Source organism: Ruegeria sp. BB9 (genome assembly GCF_056539345.1).
The window spans coordinates 271,536-297,103 of sequence record NZ_JBQFUU010000003.1 but is presented as its reverse complement, the minus strand read 5'-3'; the positions used below and the strand labels follow the sequence as shown (position 1 = coordinate 297,103).

The window sequence follows — 25,568 nt, the reverse complement described above, 5'->3', positions numbered from 1 at the left end:
GTCTCTCCGGCAGAGCGGTCTTTGAGGGTGGGGCTCATGGCGGCTACTCAGTCGGGGCGTTGGCGTTGCGTCCGGCCATTACGACACTGATGGTATAGGCGGCCTCGGGGCTGAGACCGGCCATCACACCCGCAGCTGCCTCAGGCGGCATACGCGACAGAAAACCGGCCGCAAAAACCGGATCCATCGTTTCGAACAGCGCCGCGGCGTCCTTGGGCTTCATGTTCTGATAGACATCGGTCAGACGGGTGAGGTCGGTTTCAGCCGCCTTGTCCGCCACGGCCAATGTCTCGCGCAGCGATGCCTCGGCCTCTTGCAAAGCGGACAGGCGCGTCGCAATGGCCTCGTTGGCAATCTCCAGGGCACGCTCCCTGTCGCGCAGCGCGCTCTCACGCTGTCTGACGACCGCTTCCCGACGCAGCAATTCGGTCAGCAAGGCTTGCATGTCCGGCTTTTCGTCCGAGCCGGCGCTGTGTGCCGAGAGTTCCGAGGGGTCAGGCCCCCTTGCCAAAGCCGGCCCAGCCTCCAGCCCCAGCCGTATGATGGCGGAACTGATCATCAAGGCTGAAATGAGTGTCAGAACGCCACCACGCGGTCGACGTTGGGCAGGTTGCAGGCTGCGCATCAGGATCGGGCCTCGCTACCTTGAGCCTTGTGCCTGAAGAACAATACGCCCTTGGGAATCGGGCCCGGATCCTCTGCGGGGTCGTTGGTGGATTTGACCTCGGCTTCCGGCCCGGATGGCATTTGTTCCACCGCCTCAGGCTCGGCGGGTTGCCTGGGTGCCTGAGGCCCGGATTCCTCTTTCAGCGATACCGGTTCCGCCTCGAGAGGTGACGGCTTTTTGGCTTCGACCGAGGCATTTGCAGGCTCCCCAGTCCCGGGTTTGTCCTCGGGGATCACGTCGTGCATCGACGCCATGATCAACTCAAGCCGCTGTGCGACTGACTCGGCGCGCTCGGTCAGATCCTGCAGTTTGAGTCCGGATTGGTCAGATGCCGCCCGCGCGGCATCCAGGGATTTTTTCAGTTCTTCCGCCTGTGCGGACAGAACGGATACCGCGCCACCGACGCCCCGCTCCAGATCCGTGAACCGCCTGAGGCGTCGGGCCAGAACAAAACAGTACAACCCGGCCCCCAAGGCGCCGGCGACCAGCAGAATGTCCGAGATCAGTTCCAATTTCGCCTCCTAGTTCAATACGAATTCCGTGACCAGAACGTCACGTACCCGACCTTCGCCAACGACGATGCCGATGCGCCGCAGCAGGTGCCCGCGGATGCGAACCAGGGCCAGCGAGTCCTCGAGGTCGGACAGGTTGATGGCCCGGAGATAGCCGTTCATCACGTCCATGATGCGGGGAATCATCTTTTCCACCTCGGCCTCGTGACCGGCGGCCACCTCAAGTTGAGCGTGGAATTTCAGATGGCGCGAATCGCCGGAATTCACGGACACGATCACGGGCGGCAGGTCGACGAACCCGACGTCCGGCAACGCATCGATCGCATCTCCGGCGTCCGCATTGACCGCTGTTTTTCTTTCGGCCTCGGGTGCTTTGCCCAAAAGCCCGGACGAGGTCACATAGTACCCGCCCGCGGCACCCAGCAGCGCCAGAACCGCGCCAATCATCAGTCCCTTTTTGCCCGACTTCTTCGGGCCTTCTGCCTCATCCACGGTCGCGTCTGTCATGGCGTCCTCATTCTTGCGTTCGGCACCCGTCATAACCCCGCAGGGACTAACCGATTGTTAAGGGCAATCGGTCAAACAGGGCACGAGCCGCACAGAATGTCGGCGAGTCGGAGGTGAGCGTGCAGCAGATCGGAACTGTCTGGGCAAGTTTGGGCAGGCGCAAACAAATCATCGTGGCGGGGGCGGCTGTCGTCGTGTTCCTGAGTGTCCTGGCGATGTCGCGGTTGGTGACATCTCCGTCCATGACGCTCCTCTATGCGGGGCTGGAAAGCGGGGCGGCGGGGGATATCGTCCGGGCCCTGGATCAACGCGGAGTCACCTACGAGATTCGTGGCGGCTCAATCTATGTTCCGGGCTCGCAACGCGACGAGTTGCGCATGACCCTGGCAAGCGAGGGTCTGCCTGCAAATGGTAACCGGGGTTATGAGCTGCTGGACACGCTGAGTGGGTTCGGTACGACCTCGCAGATGTTCGACGCTGCCTATTGGCGCGCCAAGGAGGGTGAACTGGCGCGAACCATCGTCAGCAGTTCTCATGTAGGGCAGGCGCGGGTTCACATTGCCAGCGGGTCCACAAGCCCGTTCCAGCCCAGCGTTTCGCCAACCGCTTCGGTCTATCTGGTGCCATCCGGGGCCAAGATCACGGTCGAACAGGCCAAGGCGATCCGTTTTCTGGTGGCCTCCGCCGTGACCGGCCTCGCGCCCGAGGATGTTGCGGTGATCGATTCCAGCGGTGCGGTGATCGGCCCGCAAGAGACGGCGGTCGCCGCCGACACTGCCGATGACAAGGCCAAGGTCCTGCGCGACCGCGTCCTGCGGCTGGTCGAGGCGCGCGTCGGACCCGGCAATGCGGTGGTCGAAGTCAGCGTCGACACGGTCACCGAGACCGAATCCATAAGAGAGCGGCGGTTCGACCCCAAGGGCCGCGTCGCAATCAGCACCGATGTCGAGGAACGGTCGGATACCTCCCGCAATCAGTCGTCGGATGTGACGGTCGCGTCCAACCTGCCGGACGGGGACGGCAATGGCAGCGATGAATCGAATTCTTCAGCCACGCAAACCCGCGAGCGGATCAACTATGAGGTTTCAGAGACCGAGCTTGAAGTTCTGCGGGTGCCCGGGGCAATCAAACGCCTGACGGTTGCCGTTCTCGTCAACGGTACCCGCACAACGGACGCTACCGGTGCCGAGATTTTTGTACCGATGGCACAGCCGGAACTGGACGCTCTGGAAGAGCTTGTCGCCTCGGCCGTGGGCTTCGACGCGGATCGCGGGGATGTCATCACGCTGAAATCCCTGGAACTGCCCAATGTCGAACCGCAGGGAACATTGGCGACCGCTTCGGTCTGGCAAAGCATCCATCTGGATACAATGTCGCTGATACAGATGGCAGTGTTGGCCATGGTCTCGCTGATCATGGGGCTGTTCGTGATCCGGCCGATCCTGACCGGTTCGGCCGCAGTGCCGGCCTTGCCGAGTGCCGCGGCCCCCGCCGATGGCGGCGCGCCATATCTTGTCGGTGAAATCTCGGATGCGGATGGACAGGAATTCAGCGCTCTCACCGGCCAGGGTGAAAACGGAGGCTCTGTGCCTGCGATTGGGTCCACGGCAAGCGAAGATGCGGTCGGCCGTCTGCGCGCCATGATCGGGGACAAACAGGAAGAGACGGTCGAAATTCTGCGGAGCTGGCTGGAAGAAAACGAGGAGAAGGTGTGATGTCGATCGCCCACCTCCTCGAGGATTTCACCGCTCAGGCCGACGGCGCGAATCTGCGGTTGCTGGACGAAGAGGCTTTGGAGGAAGAGCGGCTTGCCGCTTTCGAACGCGGATATGGTGCGGGGTGGGAGGATGCGCTGCAGGCCCAAGCCCAAGGTCGTGCTGCAATGACCGAGGATATGCGGGCGGCTTTCTCCGACATGTCCTTCACCTACCAGGAAGCTCTGACCCGGATGACCTTGTCGCTTGAACCGATGTTCAGTGCTCTGGTTCAGACCGTCCTTCCCCAGGCAATGGATCGGGGGCTTGCCACCCGCGTGATCGAGCAGTTGAGCGAAATGGCCAAGGCGCAGGTTGCACAACCGATCCTTCTGTTGGTTCCACCCGGTGTTGAAGGGGATGTCGAGGCAATGTTGCCCGCCGACATAACGCCTCTCCCCAAGGTCGTCGCGGACCCCGAGTTGCTGCCGGGTCAGGCGCGGTTGCAGGTCGGCACCACCCGGTCCGAGGTTGATTGCACCGCGCTGCTGGACGCGATCGCCGCCGCTTTCGACGCATATGTTTTTGAGGCAAAAGAGGCTTTGTCAAATGAGTGACGCACCTGCATCCAAACCTGAAAGACCCAATCCGTTCGAAGCCGTTCCCATCGAGGTGACGGTTTCCGTCGGTCGGGCGCGCCCCCTGATACGCGACCTGTTGAGCATGGGTGAGAACGCCGTTCTGACCTTGGACAAACGGGTCGAAGATCCGGTGGATCTGTATGTCGGCGACCAATTGGTCGCCCGTGGTCTGCTCGAGGAAATGGAGGGGGACAATGCCGGCCAATTGGCGGTGCGTCTGACCGAGATTTCGGATTTCCAGAACGGACTTGGATGATGCGTCGGGCGGCCTGGTGTGCATTGGCGATCCTTGTGCTGACACCAGCAGTGGGATCGGCTCAGGAGCTGTCGCTGTCGTTGGGCGACGGCGGATCCATATCGGCGCGAACCATTCAGTTGATCCTGCTGATCACGGTGCTCAGCCTGGCACCCGGCCTTGCGATCATGGTGACCTGTTTCCCCTTTCTGGTCACGGTACTGGCCATTCTGCGGCAGGGGATCGGATTGCAACAGTCCCCGCCCAACATGCTGATCGTCAGCCTGGCGCTGTTTCTGACCTACTTCATCATGGAGCCGGTCTTTGCCCAGGCTTGGGACACCGGGATCCGCCCGATGGTCGAAGAAACGCTTGCGGTAGAGCCTGCATTGGAACGTGCGATGGTGCCGTTCCGCGAGTTCATGGCGGCGCGGCTGGACGGTGAGACGTTTGGGGCCATGGCGGCCTTGCGCCCCGACACCGCGTCGATGGAGCTGTCGCCGGAGGCGCCTCTGTCGGTTCTCATGCCGTCGTTCATGCTGTCCGAGGTTGCCCGCGCGTTCCAGATCGGATTCCTGATATTTCTACCGTTTCTGATCATCGATCTTGTAGTGGCCGCGGTACTCATGTCGATGGGGATGATGATGGTGCCGCCCGCCACGGTTTCGCTGCCGTTCAAACTGGCGTTTTTCGTGATTGCGGATGGGTGGTCCCTGATCGCCAGCGCCTTGGTGCGAAGCTATTCCTAGCCTGCGTGTGGACGGTCTCAGCGCCGGATCTGCAGCCGTGCCCGCAGACCCTGATCGCCCGCTTCAAAGCGCAGCGAGCCGCCATGTTGCTCTGCCACGGTTGCAACGATTGTCAGACCCAGCCCGAACCCGTCGGACGACCCGATGTTCGAACCGCGCCGGAACGGGGCCATCAGCGCCTCGATATCCGAGACGGACAAGTTGGTTCCCTTGTCTTCGACGACAATCGTGGCGGTTTCCGCGTCGGTTGCCAGTTCAACCGTCGCGTGGCGCCCGTATTTCAGCGCGTTGTCGATCAGGTTCGTCAACGCCCGTTTCAATGAGATCGGCCGGGCCATGACAAGGATGCGGCGGGTCTCTGGAAGCGAGCCATGCCCGCGCCGCGACATGAAGAGCGACGCCGCGCCCTCCACCTCGACCGGGGCGACCTGTTTCAGGGTCACAGGCAGATCCATGTCCTGATAGTCGGCAACCAGCGACTCGACCAGTGAGGTGAGGGAGATCTGGCGCGGGTCTTCGACGCTCAGTTCCGAGCGGGTGTAGGTCAACACGCTTTCGATCATGCCCGTCATCTGGTCGACATCGGACTCTAGCTTCTCTCGCAATTCGGCGTCCGGAATCAGCGCCGCGCGCAGACGCACCCGGGCTGCTGGCGTCCCAAGGTCGTGGCTGACGCCGGACAAGACCGTGGCACGCTTTTCCAGCTGTGCGCGTTCGTCCTCAAGATGCGTATTGACCGCCGATACGATGTCGCGCAGTTCGGCCGGCCCGGACATATCGTAGCTGTCCGGACCCCCGCTGCGCCGGCGGTCACGCAGCGACTGGGAGAACCGCGAAAAGCTGTCTGTCACATTGCCGACCGATGTCAGAATGATCGCAAGTGCCACGACGGCCAGAAAGATCGCGGGCAGGCGCAGGTCGGCCGGGGCCGCGTCGCACCCCCAGACCTGCGTACCGTCGATCTTCTGCCACGCGCCCTGTCCGAACCGGGCCACCAGAATGGGTTCGCTGCAATAGGTGGCCAGCAGGCGTGTCAGGTTGCCCATCTTCTGCGGCCCGGTCTGATCGCTGCCCGACACGATGTCGGATACCGGATAGACCAGCCGGTCGGACAAGACCGCAAGCGTCAGGTTCCGCCCGCTGAGCGGCGCGGAACTGTCGGTCAGAATGGACAGGTTGGTCAGAAACCGGCGCCCTGCAAGGTCGGGCAACTGCTCGAATTCACCGGCATCGGCCAGACTTGATGCCTCGGGCGGCAGTGGCGTGATCAACACGTCGGGATGCGAGGCGCGACCTGTGCGCAGATCTTCGTAGACCGAGAACCCGGCAACATAGGCCCGGGTCAGATAGGCGTCCCAGTTGCGAACGGATGAAAACCACAGTCCTGCCGCCAGCAACCCGGCAGCAAACGCACCCAGGCTCCAGGCCCAGCCCAGATCCCGCAAGCGCAGGGTCATGCCTCCTGTTCCACGGTGACCTCGCAGGCGAAGACATAGCCGACACCGCGGGCCGTGCGCAGCATCTGCGGATCTTTGGGGTTGGCCTCGATCTTGGACCGCAGCCGCCCCACCAGAACGTCGATGGCCCGACCCTGCGCTTCGGGCTTGTCACCGCTGCCGGTCACGTCCAGCGCGGCGGCGATCTCGTCGCGGGTCAGCGGAATGTGCGGGTTGGCCAGCAGCACCTTGAGCAACGCGGTTTCGCGCTGCGACAGCGAAACCTGGTACCCGTCCGGGGCATGCACCTCGTCACGTTTGCCGTCATAGACCCACCCGCCAAATCGGAAAGTGCGGATCCGCCGGCGATAGGCCAACGATGGCGTGCGCCGCGCGCGCTGCATCACCGCGCGCACGCGCGCCAGCAGCAGTTGCGGGTTGAACGGCTTGGCGATGTAGTCATCGGCGCCCACCTCGTACCCGGCCATACGCTGATGATCGGCAGACAGGGCCGACACGAAGATGATCGGCACGTCCTGTTCGCGGCGCAGCCGGGCGCAGATATCAACACCGTTTTCATCACCCAGCATCACATCCAGCAGGATCAGGTCGATGCGGCCTGATTTCAGGTGCGCCAGCACCTCGCGCTCGGTTGCTGCTGGCAGGGCAATGAACCCGTTCTGGTGAAAGAACTGGGTCAACATCGACCGGATTTCCGGATCGTCATCCACAACCAGCAGACGTGGAATGCTCACGCTGTTCCTCCCCGATTTCCCCCTCGACGCTGCCCTCAATTGTAACGGACTGCAACAGATTCAAGGTCAACGTAACACGCTGTAACAAAAGGCGGGAATATTTGCAGCCCGCGCCGGATACATGGGAAATTTGCCATTGCCAGACGGCAAGCGGCTGCCGGTAATGTCCCGCATCGCTGCCCCGCGGCAGCAAACAAGGATCTGGGAGGATACCAAACATGAAACGTTTCGCACTCGCCACGGCGTCGTCGTTGGCCGTTCTGGCTGGCACGTCGGTGATGGCCGAACCGCAGGCCGAAGTTCTGCACTGGTGGACGTCGGGCGGCGAGGCCAAGTCGGTCGCCGTTCTGCAGGAAGAGTTCGCAGCCAATGGCGGCACCTGGACGGATATGCCCGTCGCAGGCGGCGGCGGAGACGCGGCGATGACCGCCCTGCGCGCCCGCGTTCTGGCCGGCAACGCGCCGACCGCCGTTCAGCTGAAAGGCCCGGCGATCCAGGAATGGTACGAAGAGGGTGTTCTGGCGGACATCTCGAACGTTGCCGAGGCCGAGGGCTGGGCCGAAGTCCTGCCCGCCTCGATCGCGGCGCATATGCAATGCGAAGGCACCTGGTGCGCCGCACCGGTCAACGTGCACCGTATCGACTGGATCTGGGCAAATGCCGACATCCTGGCCGCCAATGACATCGAGATGCCGACCACTTGGGAAGAGTTCAACGCCGCTGCCGAGAAGCTGCAGGCAGCAGGTATCATCCCGCTGGCCCACGGTGGTCAGGCCTGGCAAGACGCAACCGTCTTCGAAGCAGTTGCGCTGGGCATCGGCGGACCCGAGTTCTTCAAGAAGGCCTTTGTCGATCTGGACCCCGAGACTCTGACCTCGGACACGATGGTTCAGATTTTTGACCAGATGCGCACCCTGCGCGGGTTCGTTGATGAAAACTTCTCGGGCCGCGACTGGAACCTGGCCACCGCGATGGTCATGAACGGCGAGGCCGCCTTCCAGATCATGGGTGACTGGGCCAAGGGTGAATTCCTGGCCGCGGGCAAAGTCCCGGGCGAAGACTTCCTGTGTGGCTCGACCCCCGGTGACGGATACCTGTACAACGTCGACAGCTTTGCCATGTTCGACGTGGACGGCGACGACAAGCGCGCCGGTCAGGAACTACTGGCCAAGCTGATCGTTGCCCCCAAGTTCCAGGAAGTGTTCAACCTGAACAAGGGTTCGATTCCGGCGCGGACCGACGTGGCGCTGGACAAGTTCGACATCTGCGCCAAGATCTCGGCCGAAGACATGGGCGCTTCGTCCGCCAATGGCTCGCTGCTGCCGTCCTACGCGCATGGCATGGCGCTGCGCGGTGCGCAGGCCGGTGCGATCACCGACGTCGTGACCGCACATTTCAACTCGGATATGTCCTCGGCTGATGCGGTTCAGCAACTGGCGGACGCGGTGGCAAACAGCTACTGATCCAACACGCTCTGCCCCCTATACTGCGGGGCAGAGCATCTTTCCCCGGAGGAAAAAATGTCCGAATGGCTGGAAAACCACCTTCCAAAGGTGGTGCTGGCACCGTCGTTCATCGCCGTATTGATTTTTGTCTACGGATTTATCGGATGGACCGCCTGGGTGTCGCTGACCCGATCGAAACTTCTGCCGAAATACGAGATCAAGGGCTTCATCCAATATGAACGCCTGTTTGACTCGCCCCGCTGGGACACGGCGATCAACAACCTTTACGTCTTTGGCGCGCTGTTCATCGTGATCGCGATGGTTCTGGGCCTGCTGCTGGCGATCCTGCTGGATCAGAAGATCCGCGTCGAAGGCGCGATCCGCACGATCTATCTCTACCCGATGGCGCTGTCGATGATCGTGACCGGTACCGCGTGGAAGTGGATTCTGAACCCGGGTCTGGGTATCGAGGCCATGGTCCAGGGCTGGGGCTTTCCGAATTTCAAGTTCGACTGGCTGGTGAACCCGGACTACGCGATCTACACGATCGTCATCGCCGCGATCTGGCAGAGCTCGGGTTTTGTCATGGCGCTGTTCCTGGCCGGACTGCGCTCGGTGGATGGTGAGATCATCAAGGCCGCGCAGGTCGATGGTATCCCCACTTGGCGGATCTATTCGGCAATTATCATTCCGTCGATGGCTCCGATCTTCCTGTCGGCCTTCATCGTGTTGGCGCACCTTGCGATCAAGAGCTTTGACCTTGTCATCGCCCTGACAGGCGGCGGTCCGGGTTATGCGACCGATCTGCCCGCAACATACATGTATGCCATGGCGTTTTCGCGCGGCGATATCGGCCAGGCGGCGGCGTCCGCAATGATCATGATGCTGGTCGTCTTTGCCATCGTGGTTCCTTACCTCTACTCAGAACTGAGGGCGAAAAATGACTGATCTGTCGATGCCCCAAACCCGAACCCGCAGCCAGAGTGCCACGGGCAAGATTGCCCTGCGTTGGTTGCTGTATGTCCTGCTTGGTCTTTTTGCGCTCTACTACCTGATGCCGCTTTTCGTGATGCTGACAACATCGCTCAAAAGCCTCGAGGAAATTCGTACGGGATCGCTGATCTCGTTGCCGCGCGAGGTCAGTCTGGATGCCTGGAAAACCGCCTGGTCAGGCGCCTGCACCGGTATCCAGTGCGAAGGCCTGCGGCCCTATTTCTGGAACTCGGTCCTGATTGCGGTCCCTGCCGTGGCAATCTCGACCCTTCTGGGGGCGTTGAACGGATTTGTCGTCGCGCAGTGGCGTTTCAAAGGGGCCAACATCATCTTTTCTCTGATGCTGTTCGGTTGCTTCATCCCATTCCAGGTGGTCCTGCTGCCGATGGCGCGTCTGCTGGGCCTGATGGGGATTGCCGGAACCATTCCGGGCCTGATCTTCGTCCACGTGATCTATGGGCTTGGCTTCACCACGCTGTTCTTCCGCAACTACTACGTCACCATCCCGGCCGAGCTGACAAAGGCAGCGCGGGTGGATGGTGCCGGGTTCTTTCGGATCTTCTGGTCGATCTTCCTGCCGCTGTCGCTGCCCATCATCGTGGTGACCGTGATCTGGCAGTTCACCCAGATCTGGAACGATTTCCTGTTCGGCGTTTCGTTCAGCCAGGCGGGCACGCAGCCCGTGACCGTGGCGCTCAACAACATCGTCAACTCAACCACCGGCGTCAAAGAGTACAACGTCGACATGGCCGCCGCGATCATCGCGGGGCTGCCGACGCTGCTCGTCTATGTCGTTGCCGGTAAGTATTTCATCCGCGGCCTGACCGCCGGTTCCGTGAAGGGATAACCCATGGCTCCCATCCTCGATATCCAAAACCTGTACAAGAATTACGGCGCAACCGAGATTCTGAAGGACATCAACATCTCGATCGAACCGGGCGACTTCCTGGTGCTGGTCGGCCCTTCCGGCTGTGGTAAGTCGACCCTGCTGAACTGCATCGCCGGGCTCGAGCCGATCTCGGGCGGGACGCTGTCGATTGGCGGCAAGGACATGACTCATGTCAGCCCCAAAGACCGCGACATCGCGATGGTGTTCCAGTCCTACGCCCTGTACCCGACCATGTCGGTGGCCAAGAACATCACCTTTGGCATGAAGGTGCGCGGCGTCGATCAGGCAACTCAGGACGCCAAGCTGAAAGAGGTCGCCTCGCTTCTGCAGATCGAGCCGTTGCTGAACCGCCGCCCCAGCCAATTGTCGGGTGGTCAGCGACAGCGTGTGGCAATGGGCCGGGCTCTGGTGCGTGACCCCAAGCTGTTCCTGTTCGACGAACCGCTGTCAAACCTGGACGCCAAGCTGCGGGTCGAGATGCGGACCGAGATCAAGAAGCTGCATCAGACGCTGGATGCCTCGATCGTCTATGTGACCCATGATCAGATCGAAGCGATGACCCTGGCCACCAAGATCGTGGTGCTGAAGGGCGGTGTGGTGCAGCAGATCGGCACTCCGGCCGAGATATACAATCGCCCCGCCAACCTGTTCGTGGCCGATTTCATGGGCTCGCCGGCGATGAACCTGATCCCGGCGCGGGTCCAGCGCAACGGGACCGGCACGCAGGTCGCCATTGCGCGGGATGGGGCTGATCCGATCGTGCTGACGGATACGCGCGATCTGGACCTGCCCGAAGAGGTGATCCTGGGCCTGCGCCCCGAGGACATCGCTGAATCCGGGTTCCGCGCTGGTGCCGGTGTGCAAGAGGCCGCCTGCCTGGTCGATATGGTGGAACCGGCCGGTGCCGATACCTACGTCGTGTCGGAACTGGGCGGCAAACAGGTCACTGCGCGCCTGCATGCCGAGACCAGCGCCAGGGCCGGTCAGATGCTGAACCTGGCCTTTGACATGAGCAAAGTGTCCTATTTTGCGAAAGCGACAGGCGAACGCCTGAACTGAGCCACAAAAAAACGCCGCGCAGGGATCCTGCGCGGCGTCATCACTACTCTGACCGGTTGGTTCAGCCGGTCTTTTTCAGGTCATTGATCAGCTGATCCAGGTTGCCTTTGCGTGCATCCAGCATGGCGCCGATCTCGGTCCGCTCTGTCAGCAGCAGGTTCACCCCTTCGATGAACATGTTGTAGAACTTGTCGCGACCCGACTTGTCCGACACCAGGAAGGTCACTTCGAACGGCGCTTCGCCGCGCAGCTTGACGCTGCTGCGAACCTCGTAACCGGCCTTGATCTTGCGGGCATTCTTGACGGTGACCTCACCCCCGATGAATTCGCGGAAGCGTCGACCGTATTTGCGCGAGATATACCCCTGGAAAGCCTTGGTGAATTCGCGCATCTGCGCCTTGCTGGCGCTGCGCGCATCGGCGCCCAGCGCATAGCGTGCCATGATCGGAACGTCGGCATATTGCACGAAGATCTTTTCGAAATCGCGCAGCATGGCGCTTTCGGATTTGCCCGACTCGATCACGCGCGTGATGTCGGCAACGACGCTGTTGACCAGTTGTGTCGCGCTGGCCTCGGTCAACGCCAGGGTCTGCTGCGGAAGGCCAGCCACGGCCAGCCCGGCCAGGGCGGTGGCGGCAAAGGTACGGCGGTTCATGGCGTTATTCAGCATAGGGGTCCTCATATGGGTCCTCGTAAGGGTCAAGGTATGGGTCCCTGACCGGGTCGGTGCCGGTATCGGCGTAGGGATCGGAATACAGACCCAGATAGGCATCCTCATCGTCCCTTGCCAGTTCGAACCGGCGGTTTTGCAAATAGATCAGGCGGGCCTGAGCGTAACTGTCTGCGCTTTCGTACAGAATCGAGTCGACCGTGTCCGAGAATCTGCCCCGATCGCCCATCCGCCGTACCACCTCGGCATAGACGCCCAGGTTGTCGGCCGGTCGCGTCGGCGAGAAGTTGATCGGGTTCGAGAACAGGTTGACCACAACGCCGACCGCATCCCGGGTCGTCGAGGGGCCGTAGAACGGCAGTTCGACATAAGCCCCTTCGCCGAAGCCCCAGACATGAAGCGTTTCGCCGAAATCGGTATCAACCGGCGGCAGGTTCAACTCATCCGCCGGTTTGGACAGACCGAACCCGCCCACGGTCGAGTTGATCACGAACCGCAGCAGGGCGTTGCCCGACTGTTTCAGATTGCCCTGCAGCAGATAGTCGACGGCCTGTCCGGGCAACGAGATGTTTTCAGCGAAGTTGTTGAAGCTGGTGACCATCGGGTCGGGTACGATTTTCACATAGCCTTTCGAGGCCGGGCGGAACAGGAACCGGTCGACGCCCAGATTGAACTTGTGAATGCCGCGATTTGCGTTTTCGTAGGGGTCGAAGACCTCGCCGCGGGCCGCTGCGTCCTGGGGCTGCGACGCGCAGGCCGACAGAACCGCGAACAGCGACACTGCGACGATGTGCTTGAAACGGATCCGGTTGGACACGGTCTTGGTTACTCCCGATCGTCCGGATGTAATCCAGCCGGACACTCAATCAATACGTTTTCTCGTTGGCACAACGGACCAATTCAACGGCACATAGTCGTTTCGCACTCGAAAGGAAACTCCTAGCGTTTAACCCGCGCGCCGGACCCGGGTAAAGTGGCCTGCATTCAACACATCCGCATGAGTGGAGACCTGCCCAAATCGCGGGCAAAGGCGAAATTGCCGGTTTCCGGCTTTCCGTGGGCGGTGTTCCCGGTTAGCGTCCGCCCGAGTCACATGAAGTTGAGGACAATCACATGAGCATCGCAGCCAAACTGGAATCCCTGGGCGTGACCCTGCCGGACGCCCCTGCACCGGCAGCCAATTACGTGCCGTTCGTGCGGGTGGGCAACATCGTCTATGTGTCGGGTCAGATCTCAAAGGACGATGCGTTGATCACCGGCAAGCTGGGCGCCGATATGGATGTCGCTGCCGGTGCAGCGGCGGCCCGGGTCTGCGCCATCAACCTGCTGGCCCAGGTCAAGGCGGCCTGCGGCGGGGACATCGACAAGCTGGTGCGGGTGATCAAACTGACCGGCTTCGTGAACTCGACCGCCGATTTCACCGACCAGCCGCAGGTGATCAACGGCGCGTCCGACTTCCTGGTCGAGGCGCTGGGCGATGCCGGCCGCCATTCGCGTTCGGCCGTCAGTGCCGCGTCGCTGCCATTGGGCGTCGCGGTCGAGATCGAAGGGATTTTCGAGATCCAATGACACCGTCTCTGCCTCGTGTGTTCATGGCCGCGCCGATCGCGCATCGGGCGCTGCATGACGTTCGCCAGAACCGCCCAGAAAACAGCCGGGCGGCCATCCGGGCCGCCATTGCTGCGGGCTACGGGATCGAGATTGACCTGCAGTTGACGTCGGACGGCCATGCCATGGTGTTCCACGACTATGACATGGCGCGTCTGACCGGCCGGTCCGGCGCGATCCAGCAGATCACCCGGGCCGAGGCCGCGGACCTTCCGCTGCTGCACGGGGACGAGGGTATCCCCTCGCTTGAGGAAGTTCTGCAACTGGTGGCGGGCCGCGTGCCGTTGCTGATCGAGTTCAAGGATCAGCACGGTGCGATGGGGCCTGTGGACGGGCGGCTGGAGCAAGACGCGGTCGCGCTGCTGAAGTCCTATGACGGTCCGGTCGCGCTGATGTCGTTCAACCCCAATTCCGTGGCCGAGCTGGCCCGGCTGGCGCCGGAAATTCCGCGTGGATTGACGACCTGTTCCTACAAGCCCGAAGTCGAGCATCTGCCGGCCGAGGTCTGCGACCACCTGCGCGGCATCCCCGATTTCGACCGGGTTGGCGCCAGCTTCATCAGCCACGAGGTGCAGGACCTGTCCCGCCCCCGCGTGGCCGAGTTGAAGGCCCAAGGCGTGCCGATCCTGTGCTGGACGGTGCGCTCGGCCGAACAGGAGGCCGAGGCGCGCAAGGTGGCCGACAACGTGACCTTCGAAAACTATCTGGCCGCCATTCCGGGTTGAACCCGGCTGCCGGCGTCACAGATAGTTCAGGGGACGCAGGAGGGCACATGGACCAGTCACAGATCGAGATACGGGTTCTGTCGACGCTGGATCAGATCCCGGCGGCCGAATGGGACAGTTGCGCCTGCCCCGAGGCCGCCGACGGCACCCGCCCACTGGACCCGTTCACCACGCATCGGTTCCTGCGCGCGCTGGAAGACAGCGGATCGGTCGGGCGGGGCACCGGCTGGCAGCCGCAATACCTGACCGCCTATCTGGACGGCTTGTTGATCGGGGCCGCGCCGATGTACGCCAAGTCGCACAGCCAGGGCGAATACATCTTCGATCACAGCTGGGCCCATGCCTATGAAAACGCGGGCGGGCGGTATTACCCGAAATTGCAGATCGCGGTGCCCTTCACCCCGGCCACCGGGCGGCGGTTCCTGACACGGCCCGGCTATGACGGGATCGCCATGTCGGCGCTGGTGCAGGGGGCGGTGCAACTGGCCGCCGACAATCGCCTGTCATCGCTGCACGTCACCTTCTGCACCCAGGACGAGGCGCTGGCCGGGCAGCAGATGGGCCTGCTGGCGCGCGACTCGCAGCAGTTTCACTGGCTGAACGACGGCTATGCCGATTTCGATGCCTTTCTGGCCGCGCTGTCCTCGCGCAAGCGCAAGAACATCCGCAAGGAACGGGCGCAGGCCAATGCCTTCGGCGGCGAAATCCGCACCTTGACCAGCGCCGATCTGCGCCCCGAACACTGGGACGCGTTCTGGGAGTTCTATCAGGACACTGGCGCACGCAAGTGGGGCTCGCCCTATCTGACGCGGCAATTCTTTGACATCGTTCACGAAACCATGGCCGATGACGTGGCGCTGGTGCTGGCCGAGCGGGGCGGATACCCGGTGGCCGGCGCGCTGAACTTCATCGGGCGCGAGACCTTGTTCGGGCGCTATTGGGGCTGCAACGAACATCACCCCTGCCTGCATTTCGAACTGTGCTACTATAGGGCGATCGACTTTGCCATCGCGCATGGTCTGGACCGCGTCGAAGCCGGCGCGCAGGGCGAACACAAGCTGGCGCGGGGTTATCTGCCCACGCGTACGCACAGCCTGCACTGGATCGCCGATCCCGGCTTTGCCGACGCCGTCGCACGGTATCTCGAGGCCGAGGCCCGCGCGGTGGGGGAAGAGATCGAAATTCTGACGGACTATGGCCCGTTCAGAAAAGCCAACCCGGAGGAACAGCAATGAGCGAACTTCTGTCGACCGAGACCCGTGGCCCGCTGCTGGATCCGCTGTTCAAGAACGGCTGGACCATGGTCAAGGATCGTGACGCGATCACCAAGACCTTCATCTTCGACGATTTCGTCGATGCCTTCGGCTGGATGACCAAAGTGTCGATCTTTGCGGAAAAATGGAACCATCATCCCGAATGGTCCAACGTCTACCGCACGGTCGAGGTGGTGCTGACCACTCATGACGTGGGCGGCCTGTCGTCTCAGGACGCCAAGCTTGCGCGCAAGATGGACAGCCTGCTCTAGCCGCGGTCGCCCCGCGACCCCATGCCCCCAGCCAGCATCGCTACCTCGCCCAGACGGCGGAACTCGGCCGGGGTCACGGTGCCGTCACTTACGTCGATGTCGCGCGGGATCCCGGCGGTGCGGTTGCCCATCATACGTACGCTGCGCGCTGCCGGATTGATGTCCAGACAGCGCGTCTGATAGCAGGTCAGACCAGCCGTATTTATCTGAATGCGCGCTTGCCCGTCCGGCCCGGTCACGACCGGCGCCTGCGGGACGTCGCACGCTGCCAGCAGAACGACCGCGCCAAGCCAATAAAATACTCTCATGCCTGCGCTCCTGTTGGTCTCAGGGTCAGCCGTGCCGGGGCGCCGGGCCTCAATCCAACTGACCGTTCCGGTCTTTGTCCGCAGACAGGAAATCGTCATTCATCAGCGAGTCATACTCTGACCGAGAGATAGAGTTGTCGCGATTGCGGTCAATCTTCTGGAACATCTTGATATCCATGAACGGCTTGGCCTCGTCCAGACCGAGCGTGCCGTTCTTGTCATCGTCCATCTCCTGATAGGCATAATCCGAAAAGGCATCGAATTCGTCGCGCGACAGGAAACCGTCGTTGTTGGCGTCGATCGCGTTCAATTCGCGCTCATTCAGTTCGGCCACGCTGTCTGCGGCGGCTGGTGCTGCCATCATCAGGGCCGTCATCAATAGAACCGAGTGTTTCATCCTGGCGCTCCTCAGCATGCGAATCTCTGGCCTTCGACCCCGCCGGCCACGGCACCGGCTGCGGTCAGAATATCCTTGCCCGACCCACCGCCGAACTGGTTGCCGATGGCGCCGCCGATCAACGCGCCGCCCAGGCTGCCGCCAAGACAGGCGATCTCGTGCTGGCGCGCAGCCTGTTGCTGCGGTGTTGGCGCAGGCCCGCACGCGGTCAACAGCCCCGCGCCGCCCAAAGTAATGACTGCTAGAAATCTTTTCATGAATGAGCTCCCGGTTCCCATGCAGGAACACTGGCACATTCCGTGGGTGCGGGCCAAGTTAATTGGCCTTCATCCAACGTGACCTGTGGCATGGCCCCGGTGCGCACCGGGGCCGTCCTGTCAGATGACTTCGAGCAAGCCTTCGCCGGCCGAAATCTCGCAGGCGCCGGGGCTTTCCTCGAGGTTCAGCGCCACGACCTTGCCGTCTTCGACCAGCATCGCGTAGCGCTTGGAGCGCGAGATCAGGCCGGCGGGCGGGGCGTCGAAATCCATGCCGATCGCCTTGGTGAACTCCGAGGCCGGATCGGCCAGCATGGTCAGCCCGGCCGCGGTCGCACCCGTGGCCTCGCCCCAGGCCTTCATCACGAAGGGGTCGTTGACCGACACGCAGATGATCTCGTCCACGCCTTTGGCCGCAAACTGGTCCTTGGTGCGCATGAAGCTGGGCACATGGGCCGAGTGGCAGGTGGGGGTGAACGCGCCGGGCACGGCAAAGATCACCACCTTGCGGCCCTTGATCTTGCTGGAGACCCGCACCTCTTCCGGTCCGTCAGCGCCCATCTGGATCAGGGTTGCTTCGGGCAGGGTGTCGCCGGTTGAAATCATCTTCATGCTCCTGTCGATTGAAATTGCAAACTCGCTCCTTGCCGCAATATAGGTGGGCGGGTGGCACAAGCCACGGGAAATTGACAGGGGGCGGACCAGATGAGCCATATCGTCGTGATCGGAGCCGGGCAGGCGGGGTCATCACTGGTGGCCGGGCTGCGCAAAGGCGGGTTTGACGGGGCGATCACCCTGATCGGGGCGGAACCCGTGCTGCCCTATCAGCGCCCGCCGCTGTCCAAGGCCTATCTGCTGGGCGAGATGGAGCTTGAACGGCTCTACCTGCGCCCCGAAAGTTTCTATGCCGAGAACGATATCACCCTGCGTCTGGGCCAGCAGGTGGGCGCGATCGACCCGGCGGCCAAGACCGTGACCATAAGCGGTGAGGTGATATCCTACGACCAGCTTGCCCTGACCACCGGCTCGCATCCGCGCCGCCTGCCTGCCGGGATCGGCGGAGACCTGGCGGCCGTGCATGTGGTGCGCACGCTGGCCGATGTGGACGCGATGGCCCCCGCCGTCACCCAAGGCGCGCGGGCGCTGATCGTGGGCGGCGGTTATATCGGGCTCGAGGCTGCGGCGGTCTGCGCCAAACGCGGCGTGCAGGTGACGCTGGTCGAGATGGCTGACCGCATCCTGCAGCGTGTCGCGGCCCCCGAGACCAGCGACTATTTCCGCGCACTGCACAGCGCGCATGGCGTGGACATCCGCGAAGGCGTAGGGCTGGACCGGATCACCGGCGAGAATGGCAAGGTCACCGGCGCGGTGCTGGGCGACGGGACCGAACTCGAGGTCGATTTCGTGGTGGTCGGCGTGGGCATCGCTCCGGCCACCGAACTGGCCGAAGCGGCCGGGCTTGCCATCGAAAACGGTATCAAAACCGATGTGCAGGGCCGCACCTCTGCCGCCGATATCTGGGCGGCGGGCGATTGCGCCTCGTTCCCCTACAAGGGCCGGCGAATCCGTCTGGAAAGCGTGCCCAACGCCATCGACCAGGCCGAGGTGGTGGCGCAGAACATGCTGGGCGCGGGCAAGGATTACGTGGCCACGCCCTGGTTCTGGTCGGACCAGTATGACGTGAAGCTGCAGATCGCCGGGCTGAACATGGGTTATGACCGGGTCGTGACCCGCAAGGGCGAGGGAGCGACCACCTCGTTCTGGTATTACCGGGGCGATCAGTTGCTGGCCGTGGATGCGATGAACGACCCGCGCGCCTATATGGTCGGCAAGCGCTTGATCGACGCAGGGAAAACCGCGGATCCGGCGGTGGTGGCCGACCCCGCAGCGGATCTGAAACCGCTGCTCAAGGCGTGAGGATCATCGCCGGAGACTTCCGGGGCCGGGCGCTGGCCTCGGTCGGCAAGGGGGATGCAGGCGCGCATCTGCGCCCCACCACCGACCGGGTGCGCGAAAGCCTGTTCAACGTGCTGAACCACCTGATCGATTTCGGCGGGCTGCGGGTGCTGGACCTGTTCGCCGGCACCGGCGCGCTGGGCCTCGAGGCGCTGTCGCGCGGCGCGTCCCATGTCACCTTCGTCGATGACGGGCGGGTGGCGCAGGGGCTGATCCGCAAGAATATCGACCTGACCCGCAGCACCAACCGCACCGCCCTGATCCGCCGCGACGCGACGCGGCTGGGCGATAATCCCGAAGCGCCGTTCGACCTGATCTTTCTCGACCCGCCCTATGGCAAGGGAATGGGGCAAAAGGCGCTGGTGGCGGCACTCAAGGGCGGCTGGCTGGCCGATGACACGCTGGTGGTCTGGGAAGAGAACGCCCCGATGGCCCCGCCCGAAGGCTTTACGCTGCACGATGCGCGCAAATACGGCGACACCCATATCTCTCTGATGTGGCGGGACGGAACGCATGCATGATCTGGTAATCTTTGATTGCGACGGTGTCTTGGTCGACAGTGAAACGATCTCCAATCAAGTGATGGTCGACAACCTGGCCGGGTATGGGCTGCACCTGTCGCTGCAGGACTGCATGTCGATGTTCGTGGGCGGCACCATGTCGGGCGTCCGGGACTCGGCTCGCAAGATGGGCGCTGACCTGCCCGATGACTGGACCGAGCAGATCTATGCGCAGATCTATGATGTGCTGCGCGCCGGTGTTCCCGTGATTCCGGGAATCCCCGAGTTGCTGCGCCATCTGGACGAACAGCGCATTCCATTCTGTGTGGCCTCGAACGGGCGGCGCGAGAAGATGCAGATCACCTTGGGCCAGAACGGGCTGTGGGACAGGTTCCAGGGCGCGATCTTCTCGGCCCATGAGGTCGGCAGCGCCAAGCCCGAGCTGGGGTTGTTCCAGACCGCGGCCCGACATTTCGGTGCGAAGTCGCCCGTCGTCATCGAGGACAGTGCGAACGGTGTGACCGCCGCGATCCGGGCCCGGATGAGGTGCCTTGCCTATGCGCCGCATGATGACGGCGCGCGCCTGGCCGGGCTCGGGGCTGAAGTCATCCGTGACATGAAGGACGTGCCGCGGCTTTTGGGTCATTGAAGGGTCTGTGCTAGACTGCGGTCATGGACCGCGCACTTTCACGCCCACTCTGGCCCGCCCGGTTCGAGGCGCAGGCCACCTCAGGACCCGAGCCGCAGCCTCGGCCCGCACCCGTCTTCATTCAGGACGCGGTGACGCCTTGGGGCCCGGACACCCTGCTGCTGAAGCTTCTACGCGATCAGGCCGCCGATCAGGAGGAGTAGGTCGGGTGGAACTTGCCGCCTGGTGACAGGGTAAAGATATCTACCCCGTCCGCCGTCACACCTACAGAGTGCTCAAACTGCGCCGACAGCGACTTGTCGCGGGTCACGGCGGTCCAGTCATCGGCCAGCGTCTTGGTCTCGGGACGGCCCAAGTTTACCATCGGCTCGATGGTGAAGAACATACCTTCTTCCAGAACCGCGCCGGTGCCCGGGCGGCCGTAATGCAGCACGTTGGGCGGCGCGTGGAACACGCGGCCAAGCCCGTGCCCGCAGAAATCGCGCACGACGCTCATGCGGTGGGCTTCGACGTAAGACTGGATCGCGTGGCCAATGTCACCGAAGGTGTTGCCCGGCTTGACCATCTCAATGCCTTTGAACAGGGCGTCGTGGGTCACCTGGATCAGCCGCTCGGCCTTGCGCGGCAGCTTTCCGGCCACGTACATGCGCGACGTGTCGCCGAACCAACCGTCGACGATCACGGTCACGTCGATATTCAGGATGTCGCCATCCTTGAGCTTCTTGTCCCCGGGAATCCCGTGGCAGACCACGTGGTTCACGCTGATGCAGCTGGCGTGCTGATAGCCTTTGTAACCGATAGTGGCCGATTTCGCGCCGGCGTCCTCAACCATCTGGGTGATGATCCGGTCGATCTCGCCCGTGGTCTGGCCGGGAAAGACATGCTCGGCAATGCCATCGAGGATGCGCGCCGCCAGAACCCCTGCCGCGTGCATGCCGGCAAAGTCAGCCTGTTCGTAGATGCGGATACCGTCCTTCGTCAGACGGCCACGATGCTCTTTCATTCGTGCGGGGCTCCAAAAAATTCTGCGCAGCATCCCTTCTACGCTGCTTGTGCAGAAAGTACCAGAGGGCGCAGGGTCGCGGGTGCCTGCCCTGATCTGAATTTGGATGCGGGGGGCGAAACGTCAAGGCACGTTGCCGCGTTTTGCGCGGGTGGTCCGGCCCGGCGTCAAAAGGCCTCGACCGATGCCCGGATTTGGGGCCAAATGAATGTACAGAGACTCATTTGGTCGGGAAGAGAGGAGCCGGATGAATGTCGCAGAAACGGGAACTGATATCGAATGGAAACCCCATGGAGGCGGTCGTCGGCTTCAGCCGCGCCGTCCGGGTGGGGAATTTCATCGCGGTCGGGGGGACTGCCCCGGTCGATGCGCAAGGCAAGACAGTCGGGGTCGGGGACGTCTATTTGCAGACCAAACAATGCTTTGAGATCATCAAGGATGCGCTGGAGCGTGCCGGATCGGGTTTGCAGGACATCGTGCGAACCCGCGTGATCCTGACCGATATCGACAATTGGAAGCAGGCGATCGAGGCCCGCAAGCTGTACTGTCTGGACGCGCGACCCGTGGACACGATCATGGCGATCAGCCGGTTCGTAAATCCCGAATGGCTGGTTGAAATCGAGGTCGACGCCGTCGTCCCCGATTGAATCGCTACGCGGCGGAAATCGACCGGCCTTCAGTCGCTGGAGATCGTCGCCTGCGGCTGAACCCAGACGCCGTCCGGTGAAATGCGCGTACCACAGACCAAGTGTTCAACCCCATTGGCCTGGGCAGTCGCAAACGCTACCGCGTAGGCCGGGTCGATATCCGCGGCCAACGCGAATTTGCGGCAATCCGTGCGCTGAACAAGGTAGAGCAGGATAGCCCGGTGTCCTTGCGCGGCCATTTCGGCCAGTTCCCCCAGATGTTTGGTGCCCCGTGCGGTGACGCTGTCGGGGAATTCGGCCAGCCCCGGTTCGCGCGACAGGGTCACGCTTTTGACCTCGACATAGGCGTCGGGCAGCCCGGGTTGCGTCAGCAAAAAGTCGATGCGACTGTTTTCGCCGTATTTCACCTCGGGCCGGACGGTTTCATAGGCGGCCAATGCAGGGATTTCCCGGGCTTCGAGCACCGCCCGCAGCGCCCGGTTGGGCACCGAGGTATCGACCCCGGTGAAATGGCCGTTTTCATGATCGACCAGCCGCCAGCCGAATTTGAGCTTTTTCTTCGGGTCGTCATTGGGCTCAAGCCAGATCTTTTCGCCCGGTTCGGCCAGACCCATCATCGAACCGGGGTTGGCGCAATGGGCCGTCACCTCGCGCCCGTCCTCAAGCCTGCAATCGGCCAGAAAGCGTTTGTAGCGGCGGATCAGGCGGGCGGGCACAAGAGGGGTTTGAAAGCGCATGGTTCCGGGCCTATACCTGCCGCAAAGGTCGATCAAGAGGAGAGCGTGCCATGCCCAACCCAACCGCTGCAATGCTGGTGATCGGGGATGAAATCCTGTCCGGCCGAACCCGCGACGCCAACATGCATTATCTGGCGCAGGAGCTGACCAAACACGGCATCGATCTGAAAGAGGTCCGCATCGTCAGCGACGAGGCACCGGCGATCGAGGCCGCCGTCACGGCGCTGTCGCAGGGCTATGACCATGTGTTCACCAGCGGGGGCATCGGCCCTACCCATGACGACATCACCGCCGATTGCATCGCCCGCGCGTTCGGGGCGCAAATCGATGTGCGAGACGATGCCCGCGCCCTGCTGCAGGCGCACTACGACCAATCGGGGCTGGAGCTGAACGAAGCGCGCCTGCGCATGGCGCGCATCCCTGACGGGGCAACGCTGATCGACAACCCGGTTTCCACCGCGCCAGGGTTCACACTAGGTAATGTCCATGTGATGGCCGGCGTCCCATTGGTCTTCCAGGCGATGGTGGCCAGTGTGCTGCCCACCCTGACCGGAGGAAAACCGTTGTTGTCTCAGACCTTGCGGGTCAACCGGGGAGAAGGTGACATCGCTGCGATCCTGGCCGCCGTGGCAGAGGAATTTGGCGACGTGTCGATCGGGTGTTACCCGTTCCAGATCAACGGCGTCTTCGGGGCCAACGTGGTTGTTCGGGGCACTGACGGGTCGCGTATCGATGCGGTCACGACGCGACTGGCCAAGGAGCTTGGCCTGTGACGGTAGACTGGGCGGCAGTGGTCGATGGCACCTGGCCCGCCGCACGGTATGAGCAATTGGGTCCGTTTCTGCTGCGCGAAGGGCAGGGGGGCGGCTCGCGCGTGTCGGCGGCCAGCCGTATCGGCCCGGTCACCCCGCCGGATATCGACGCGGCCGAGGCGGCCATGCTTGCGATGGGCCAAAAGCGCATCTTCTGCCTGCGCCCCCACGACGCGGACCTGGACGAAATCCTGGCGCAACGCGGATACGAGGTTCTGGATCCGGTCAACATCTATGCCTGCCCGGTCTCACAGCTGACGGACCAGCCGGTCCCGCCGGTCACGGTGTTCTGCCTGTGGGAGCCGTTGGCGATCATGCGCGAGATCTGGGCCCAAGGTGGCATCGGGCCTGCCCGGCTGGCCGTGATGGAACGGGCAACAGGTCCGAAAACCGGACTGTTGCTGCGTCACCGCGATCAACCGGCCGGCACCGGTTTCGTGGCCATCCACGACGGCATCGCCATGCTGCATGCGCTCGAGATCGTGCCGGCGCACCGCCGACAGGGGCTGGGCCGCTGGGCGATGCGCGCCGCGGCCTTTTGGGCGCTGGACAATGGCGCGCATACCCTTAGCGTGATCTGCACCAAGGCCAATACCGGCGCCAACGCGCTCTACCACTCTCTCGGGATGGAACGCGTCGGAGAGTATCACTATCGCCAGCTGGTCTGAGAGGAGACAGACGTGACCGATCGAGACATGCCCACCGCGCTTGACCTGCCAATGGTGGATCCGCTGCCGCCCGAGACTCAGAAGTACTTCGATATCTGCGTCGAGAAGCTGGGCATGGTCCCCAACGTGCTGAAGGCAAATGCCTTTGACATCGACAAGCTGAACGCGTTCACGGGCATGTATAATGACCTGATGCTGGCGGACAGCGGGCTCAGCAAGCTGGAACGTGAGATGATCGCGGTCGTGGTCTCGTCGATCAACCGGTGCTTCTATTGCCTGGTGGCCCATGGTGCCGCCGTGCGTCAGCTGTCAGGTGATCCCAAGCTGGGTGAAATGCTGGTGATGAACTACCGAGTGGCGCCTCTGGACGACCGCCAGCGCGCGATGCTTGATTTCGCCGCCAAGATGACCACAGCCAGCGCCGAGATCGAGGAACCGGACCGCCAGCGCCTGCGCGATGCGGGGTTCACCGACCGCGACATCTGGGACATCGCAAACGTTGCGGGCTTCTTCAACATGTCCAACCGGGTCGCCAGTGCCACGGCGATGGTGCCCAATGACGAGTATCACGCGCAGTTTCGATGATCCGATTTACTGTCCTTCTTTTCTGTCTGATCGCGGGTCCTGTGGCGGCGCAGGACCTGTCGCTGCCGGCGAGCGCGCGACAAATCAGCCAGCGCGTCAGCCCGTTGGACAGCTACCAATTGCCGACCGGCCCGTTTGCAGACAACGCCGTTCCCGCGCGCACGGTCGAAGGCCGGATCGAGCGCACCACATGGCGGCTGCAGGCCGGTTCCAGTACGACGCTGCAGATCCTCGACCCGCTGCGGGATCAGCTCAAGGCGCAGGGTTTCGAGATCGCTTTTGAATGTGAGGCCCGCACTTGCGGCGGGTTCGACTTCCGCTTTGGAACCGAGGTGGTGCCGACGCCCGACATGTATGTCGCAATCAATGATTATCGATTTCTGTCAGCCACTCGTGGAGCCGAAGCCCTGACCTTGCTGATCAGCCGAAACCAGCCCGACGGGTATGTGCAGATGATCCGCGTCACTCCGAAGGGTCAGACCCCACCGCCGCTGGTGGTCGAGGAAACGGTGATTGGCAGCAACGGGCTGGTTGCCAGCCTGGTGCGGGATGGTCACGTGATACTCGGCGATCTCAGCTTTGAGACGGGCGAGGTTGCCTTGGGGGCCGGGCCGTTCGAGTCGCTGGGCCTGCTGGCCGGCTACCTGGCCGAGACCCCCGGCGCACGGCTGGCGCTGGTTGGGCACACCGACGACACAGGCGACCTGCAGGCCAATATCGAGGTCAGCACACGCCGCGCCCAGGCTGTCCGTGCGCGATTGATTGAGGCACATGGAGTGGCCGAGGACCGCGTGCAGGCGCAGGGTGTCGGCTACCTCGCCCCGATCGTTTCGAACGCCACCCCGGAAGGGCGCGAACAGAACCGCCGGGTCGAGGCTGTTCTGCTGTTGAACTGACTACGAAAAAAAGCCCGCGCAATTTGCGCGGGCCGGTCAGTCT

Annotated in this window: 34 protein-coding genes; 21 read left to right on the top strand and 13 right to left on the bottom strand. The window is 62.8% G+C overall.

Translation table 11 applies throughout. From position 1 onward, the window contains the following. Positions 1-43: 43 nt before the first annotated feature. From ACR0FC_RS12370 to ACR0FC_RS12360, 3 genes are read right to left on the bottom strand one after another with little or no spacing between them, the layout of a single operon-like run. Positions 44-625 (bottom strand): MotE family protein, encoded by a 582-nt coding sequence (locus ACR0FC_RS12370; RefSeq protein ID WP_170341027.1) that lies wholly within the window; start codon positions 623-625, stop codon positions 44-46. Continuing rightward, on the bottom strand, positions 625-1,179 hold the full coding sequence (locus ACR0FC_RS12365; RefSeq protein ID WP_170341029.1) for a hypothetical protein: 555 nt from the start codon (positions 1,177-1,179) through the stop codon (positions 625-627). The genes ACR0FC_RS12370 and ACR0FC_RS12365 overlap by 1 nt, the downstream gene beginning before the upstream one ends. Before the next feature lie 9 nt (positions 1,180-1,188). Continuing rightward, on the bottom strand, positions 1,189-1,686 hold the full coding sequence (locus tag ACR0FC_RS12360) for a flagellar basal body-associated FliL family protein (protein WP_170341031.1): 498 nt from the start codon (positions 1,684-1,686) through the stop codon (positions 1,189-1,191). 119 nt (positions 1,687-1,805) lie between these two features. Here ACR0FC_RS12360 and fliF point away from each other — a divergent pair, with 119 nt between their 5' ends. The 4 genes from fliF to fliP are packed head-to-tail and all read left to right on the top strand — an operon-like array spanning position 1,806 to position 5,005. Continuing rightward, the gene (fliF, locus tag ACR0FC_RS12355; protein ID WP_170341033.1) at positions 1,806-3,401 is read left to right on the top strand and encodes a flagellar basal-body MS-ring/collar protein FliF; all 1,596 of its coding nucleotides are present in this window, start codon (positions 1,806-1,808) and stop codon (positions 3,399-3,401) included. After that, entirely contained in the window at positions 3,401-3,997 is a 597-nt protein-coding gene (locus tag ACR0FC_RS12350; RefSeq protein WP_170341034.1) for a FliH/SctL family protein, read from the top strand. The genes fliF and ACR0FC_RS12350 overlap by 1 nt, the downstream gene beginning before the upstream one ends. Continuing rightward, positions 3,990-4,277 (top strand): FliM/FliN family flagellar motor switch protein, encoded by a 288-nt coding sequence (locus tag ACR0FC_RS12345; protein WP_093964097.1) that lies wholly within the window; start codon positions 3,990-3,992, stop codon positions 4,275-4,277. Before ACR0FC_RS12350 ends, ACR0FC_RS12345 begins: the two co-directional genes overlap by 8 nt. Continuing rightward, positions 4,277-5,005: a flagellar type III secretion system pore protein FliP gene (gene fliP / locus ACR0FC_RS12340; RefSeq protein ID WP_170341454.1), complete on the top strand. Its 729-nt coding sequence runs from the start codon at positions 4,277-4,279 to the stop codon at positions 5,003-5,005. Before ACR0FC_RS12345 ends, fliP begins: the two co-directional genes overlap by 1 nt. 17 nt (positions 5,006-5,022) lie before the next feature. On the opposite strand, the gene ACR0FC_RS12335 is transcribed toward fliP, so the two are convergent. Both ACR0FC_RS12335 and ACR0FC_RS12330 read right to left on the bottom strand, forming a co-directional pair. Then, positions 5,023-6,462, bottom strand: coding sequence for a sensor histidine kinase (locus tag ACR0FC_RS12335; protein WP_170341036.1), 1,440 nt, complete (start codon positions 6,460-6,462; stop codon positions 5,023-5,025). Beyond that, a complete protein-coding gene (locus ACR0FC_RS12330) occupies positions 6,459-7,196 on the bottom strand; it encodes a response regulator transcription factor (protein ID WP_093964100.1) in 738 nt (245 codons plus the stop codon). Before ACR0FC_RS12330 ends, ACR0FC_RS12335 begins: the two co-directional genes overlap by 4 nt. A gap of 218 nt (positions 7,197-7,414) precedes the next feature. Here ACR0FC_RS12330 and ACR0FC_RS12325 point away from each other — a divergent pair, with 218 nt between their 5' ends. From ACR0FC_RS12325 to ACR0FC_RS12310, 4 genes are read left to right on the top strand one after another with little or no spacing between them, the layout of a single operon-like run. Beyond that, positions 7,415-8,659 (top strand): ABC transporter substrate-binding protein, encoded by a 1,245-nt coding sequence (locus ACR0FC_RS12325; protein WP_093964101.1) that lies wholly within the window; start codon positions 7,415-7,417, stop codon positions 8,657-8,659. A gap of 57 nt (positions 8,660-8,716) precedes the next feature. Beyond that, a complete protein-coding gene (locus ACR0FC_RS12320) occupies positions 8,717-9,589 on the top strand; it encodes a carbohydrate ABC transporter permease (RefSeq protein ID WP_170341038.1) in 873 nt (290 codons plus the stop codon). Then, complete coding sequence (locus ACR0FC_RS12315) at positions 9,582-10,481, top strand: carbohydrate ABC transporter permease (protein ID WP_093964103.1); 900 nt, start codon at positions 9,582-9,584, stop codon at positions 10,479-10,481. The genes ACR0FC_RS12320 and ACR0FC_RS12315 overlap by 8 nt, the downstream gene beginning before the upstream one ends. A gap of 3 nt (positions 10,482-10,484) precedes the next feature. After that, on the top strand, positions 10,485-11,582 hold the full coding sequence (locus ACR0FC_RS12310) for an ABC transporter ATP-binding protein (RefSeq protein WP_170341040.1): 1,098 nt from the start codon (positions 10,485-10,487) through the stop codon (positions 11,580-11,582). A gap of 61 nt (positions 11,583-11,643) precedes the next feature. Here the strand turns inward: ACR0FC_RS12310 and ACR0FC_RS12305 are convergent, their stop codons facing one another. Both ACR0FC_RS12305 and ACR0FC_RS12300 read right to left on the bottom strand, forming a co-directional pair. Then, positions 11,644-12,252: an MlaC/ttg2D family ABC transporter substrate-binding protein gene (locus ACR0FC_RS12305; RefSeq protein ID WP_170341041.1), complete on the bottom strand. Its 609-nt coding sequence runs from the start codon at positions 12,250-12,252 to the stop codon at positions 11,644-11,646. After that, positions 12,242-13,069 carry an MlaA family lipoprotein gene (locus ACR0FC_RS12300; RefSeq protein WP_170341043.1) on the bottom strand — a complete coding sequence of 276 codons (828 nt, stop codon included), beginning with the start codon at positions 13,067-13,069 and terminating at the stop codon, positions 12,242-12,244. Before ACR0FC_RS12300 ends, ACR0FC_RS12305 begins: the two co-directional genes overlap by 11 nt. 296 nt (positions 13,070-13,365) lie before the next feature. Here ACR0FC_RS12300 and ACR0FC_RS12295 point away from each other — a divergent pair, with 296 nt between their 5' ends. The 4 genes from ACR0FC_RS12295 to ACR0FC_RS12280 are packed head-to-tail and all read left to right on the top strand — an operon-like array spanning position 13,366 to position 16,110. After that, positions 13,366-13,821: a RidA family protein gene (locus ACR0FC_RS12295; protein WP_005980179.1), complete on the top strand. Its 456-nt coding sequence runs from the start codon at positions 13,366-13,368 to the stop codon at positions 13,819-13,821. Further along, positions 13,818-14,585: a glycerophosphodiester phosphodiesterase family protein gene (locus tag ACR0FC_RS12290; RefSeq protein WP_170341045.1), complete on the top strand. Its 768-nt coding sequence runs from the start codon at positions 13,818-13,820 to the stop codon at positions 14,583-14,585. Before ACR0FC_RS12295 ends, ACR0FC_RS12290 begins: the two co-directional genes overlap by 4 nt. Before the next feature lie 47 nt (positions 14,586-14,632). After that, positions 14,633-15,820: a GNAT family N-acetyltransferase gene (locus tag ACR0FC_RS12285; protein WP_170341047.1), complete on the top strand. Its 1,188-nt coding sequence runs from the start codon at positions 14,633-14,635 to the stop codon at positions 15,818-15,820. After that, positions 15,817-16,110 carry a 4a-hydroxytetrahydrobiopterin dehydratase gene (locus ACR0FC_RS12280; protein ID WP_170341049.1) on the top strand — a complete coding sequence of 98 codons (294 nt, stop codon included), beginning with the start codon at positions 15,817-15,819 and terminating at the stop codon, positions 16,108-16,110. The genes ACR0FC_RS12285 and ACR0FC_RS12280 overlap by 4 nt, the downstream gene beginning before the upstream one ends. On the opposite strand, the gene ACR0FC_RS12275 is transcribed toward ACR0FC_RS12280, so the two are convergent. The 4 genes from ACR0FC_RS12275 to ACR0FC_RS12260 form a co-directional block, all read right to left on the bottom strand. Next, positions 16,107-16,418 (bottom strand): hypothetical protein, encoded by a 312-nt coding sequence (locus tag ACR0FC_RS12275; protein WP_093964392.1) that lies wholly within the window; start codon positions 16,416-16,418, stop codon positions 16,107-16,109. The two genes, ACR0FC_RS12280 and ACR0FC_RS12275, sit on opposite strands and share 4 nt — an antisense overlap. Positions 16,419-16,467: 49 nt before the next feature. Further along, complete coding sequence (locus tag ACR0FC_RS12270; RefSeq protein ID WP_170341051.1) at positions 16,468-16,815, bottom strand: EF-hand domain-containing protein; 348 nt, start codon at positions 16,813-16,815, stop codon at positions 16,468-16,470. Between the two features lie 11 nt (positions 16,816-16,826). Then, positions 16,827-17,072 (bottom strand): glycine zipper 2TM domain-containing protein, encoded by a 246-nt coding sequence (locus ACR0FC_RS12265; protein WP_170341053.1) that lies wholly within the window; start codon positions 17,070-17,072, stop codon positions 16,827-16,829. A gap of 120 nt (positions 17,073-17,192) precedes the next feature. After that, positions 17,193-17,678, bottom strand: a complete 486-nt coding sequence (locus ACR0FC_RS12260; protein ID WP_170341455.1) for a peroxiredoxin — start codon at positions 17,676-17,678, stop codon at positions 17,193-17,195. A gap of 99 nt (positions 17,679-17,777) precedes the next feature. On the opposite strand from ACR0FC_RS12260, the gene ACR0FC_RS12255 reads away from it, so the two are divergent. Genes ACR0FC_RS12255 through ACR0FC_RS12240 form a run of 4 tightly spaced genes read left to right on the top strand, consistent with a single transcriptional unit; the run spans position 17,778 to position 20,380 of the window. Beyond that, positions 17,778-18,989, top strand: a complete 1,212-nt coding sequence (locus ACR0FC_RS12255) for an NAD(P)/FAD-dependent oxidoreductase (protein ID WP_170341055.1) — start codon at positions 17,778-17,780, stop codon at positions 18,987-18,989. Further along, a complete protein-coding gene (rsmD, locus tag ACR0FC_RS12250; RefSeq protein ID WP_170341057.1) occupies positions 18,986-19,549 on the top strand; it encodes a 16S rRNA (guanine(966)-N(2))-methyltransferase RsmD in 564 nt (187 codons plus the stop codon). The genes ACR0FC_RS12255 and rsmD overlap by 4 nt, the downstream gene beginning before the upstream one ends. Further along, complete coding sequence (locus tag ACR0FC_RS12245; protein WP_170341059.1) at positions 19,542-20,177, top strand: HAD family hydrolase; 636 nt, start codon at positions 19,542-19,544, stop codon at positions 20,175-20,177. Before rsmD ends, ACR0FC_RS12245 begins: the two co-directional genes overlap by 8 nt. Before the next feature lie 23 nt (positions 20,178-20,200). Beyond that, a complete protein-coding gene (locus tag ACR0FC_RS12240) occupies positions 20,201-20,380 on the top strand; it encodes a hypothetical protein (RefSeq protein ID WP_093964114.1) in 180 nt (59 codons plus the stop codon). Here the strand turns inward: ACR0FC_RS12240 and map are convergent. Then, complete coding sequence (gene map, locus ACR0FC_RS12235; protein WP_170341061.1) at positions 20,368-21,180, bottom strand: type I methionyl aminopeptidase; 813 nt, start codon at positions 21,178-21,180, stop codon at positions 20,368-20,370. The genes ACR0FC_RS12240 and map overlap by 13 nt on opposite strands. 251 nt (positions 21,181-21,431) lie before the next feature. Between map and ACR0FC_RS12230 the strand changes: the two genes are divergently transcribed. Next, positions 21,432-21,827 (top strand): RidA family protein, encoded by a 396-nt coding sequence (locus ACR0FC_RS12230; RefSeq protein ID WP_254432932.1) that lies wholly within the window; start codon positions 21,432-21,434, stop codon positions 21,825-21,827. Between the two features lie 29 nt (positions 21,828-21,856). On the opposite strand, the gene sfsA is transcribed toward ACR0FC_RS12230, so the two are convergent. Then, positions 21,857-22,564 (bottom strand): DNA/RNA nuclease SfsA, encoded by a 708-nt coding sequence (gene sfsA / locus ACR0FC_RS12225; RefSeq protein WP_170341063.1) that lies wholly within the window; start codon positions 22,562-22,564, stop codon positions 21,857-21,859. Positions 22,565-22,614: 50 nt separating this feature from the next. Between sfsA and ACR0FC_RS12220 the strand changes: the two genes are divergently transcribed. Genes ACR0FC_RS12220 through ACR0FC_RS12205 form a run of 4 tightly spaced genes read left to right on the top strand, consistent with a single transcriptional unit; the run spans position 22,615 to position 25,525 of the window. After that, positions 22,615-23,337, top strand: coding sequence for a competence/damage-inducible protein A (locus tag ACR0FC_RS12220; RefSeq protein ID WP_170341065.1), 723 nt, complete (start codon positions 22,615-22,617; stop codon positions 23,335-23,337). After that, positions 23,334-24,044, top strand: a complete 711-nt coding sequence (locus ACR0FC_RS12215; RefSeq protein WP_170341067.1) for a GNAT family N-acetyltransferase — start codon at positions 23,334-23,336, stop codon at positions 24,042-24,044. The genes ACR0FC_RS12220 and ACR0FC_RS12215 overlap by 4 nt, the downstream gene beginning before the upstream one ends. A 12-nt stretch (positions 24,045-24,056) precedes the next feature. Next, positions 24,057-24,629 (top strand): peroxidase-related enzyme, encoded by a 573-nt coding sequence (locus ACR0FC_RS12210; protein ID WP_093964120.1) that lies wholly within the window; start codon positions 24,057-24,059, stop codon positions 24,627-24,629. Next, entirely contained in the window at positions 24,626-25,525 is a 900-nt protein-coding gene (locus ACR0FC_RS12205) for an OmpA family protein (RefSeq protein WP_170341069.1), read from the top strand. The genes ACR0FC_RS12210 and ACR0FC_RS12205 overlap by 4 nt, the downstream gene beginning before the upstream one ends. The last annotated feature ends 43 nt before the right edge of the window (positions 25,526-25,568 follow it).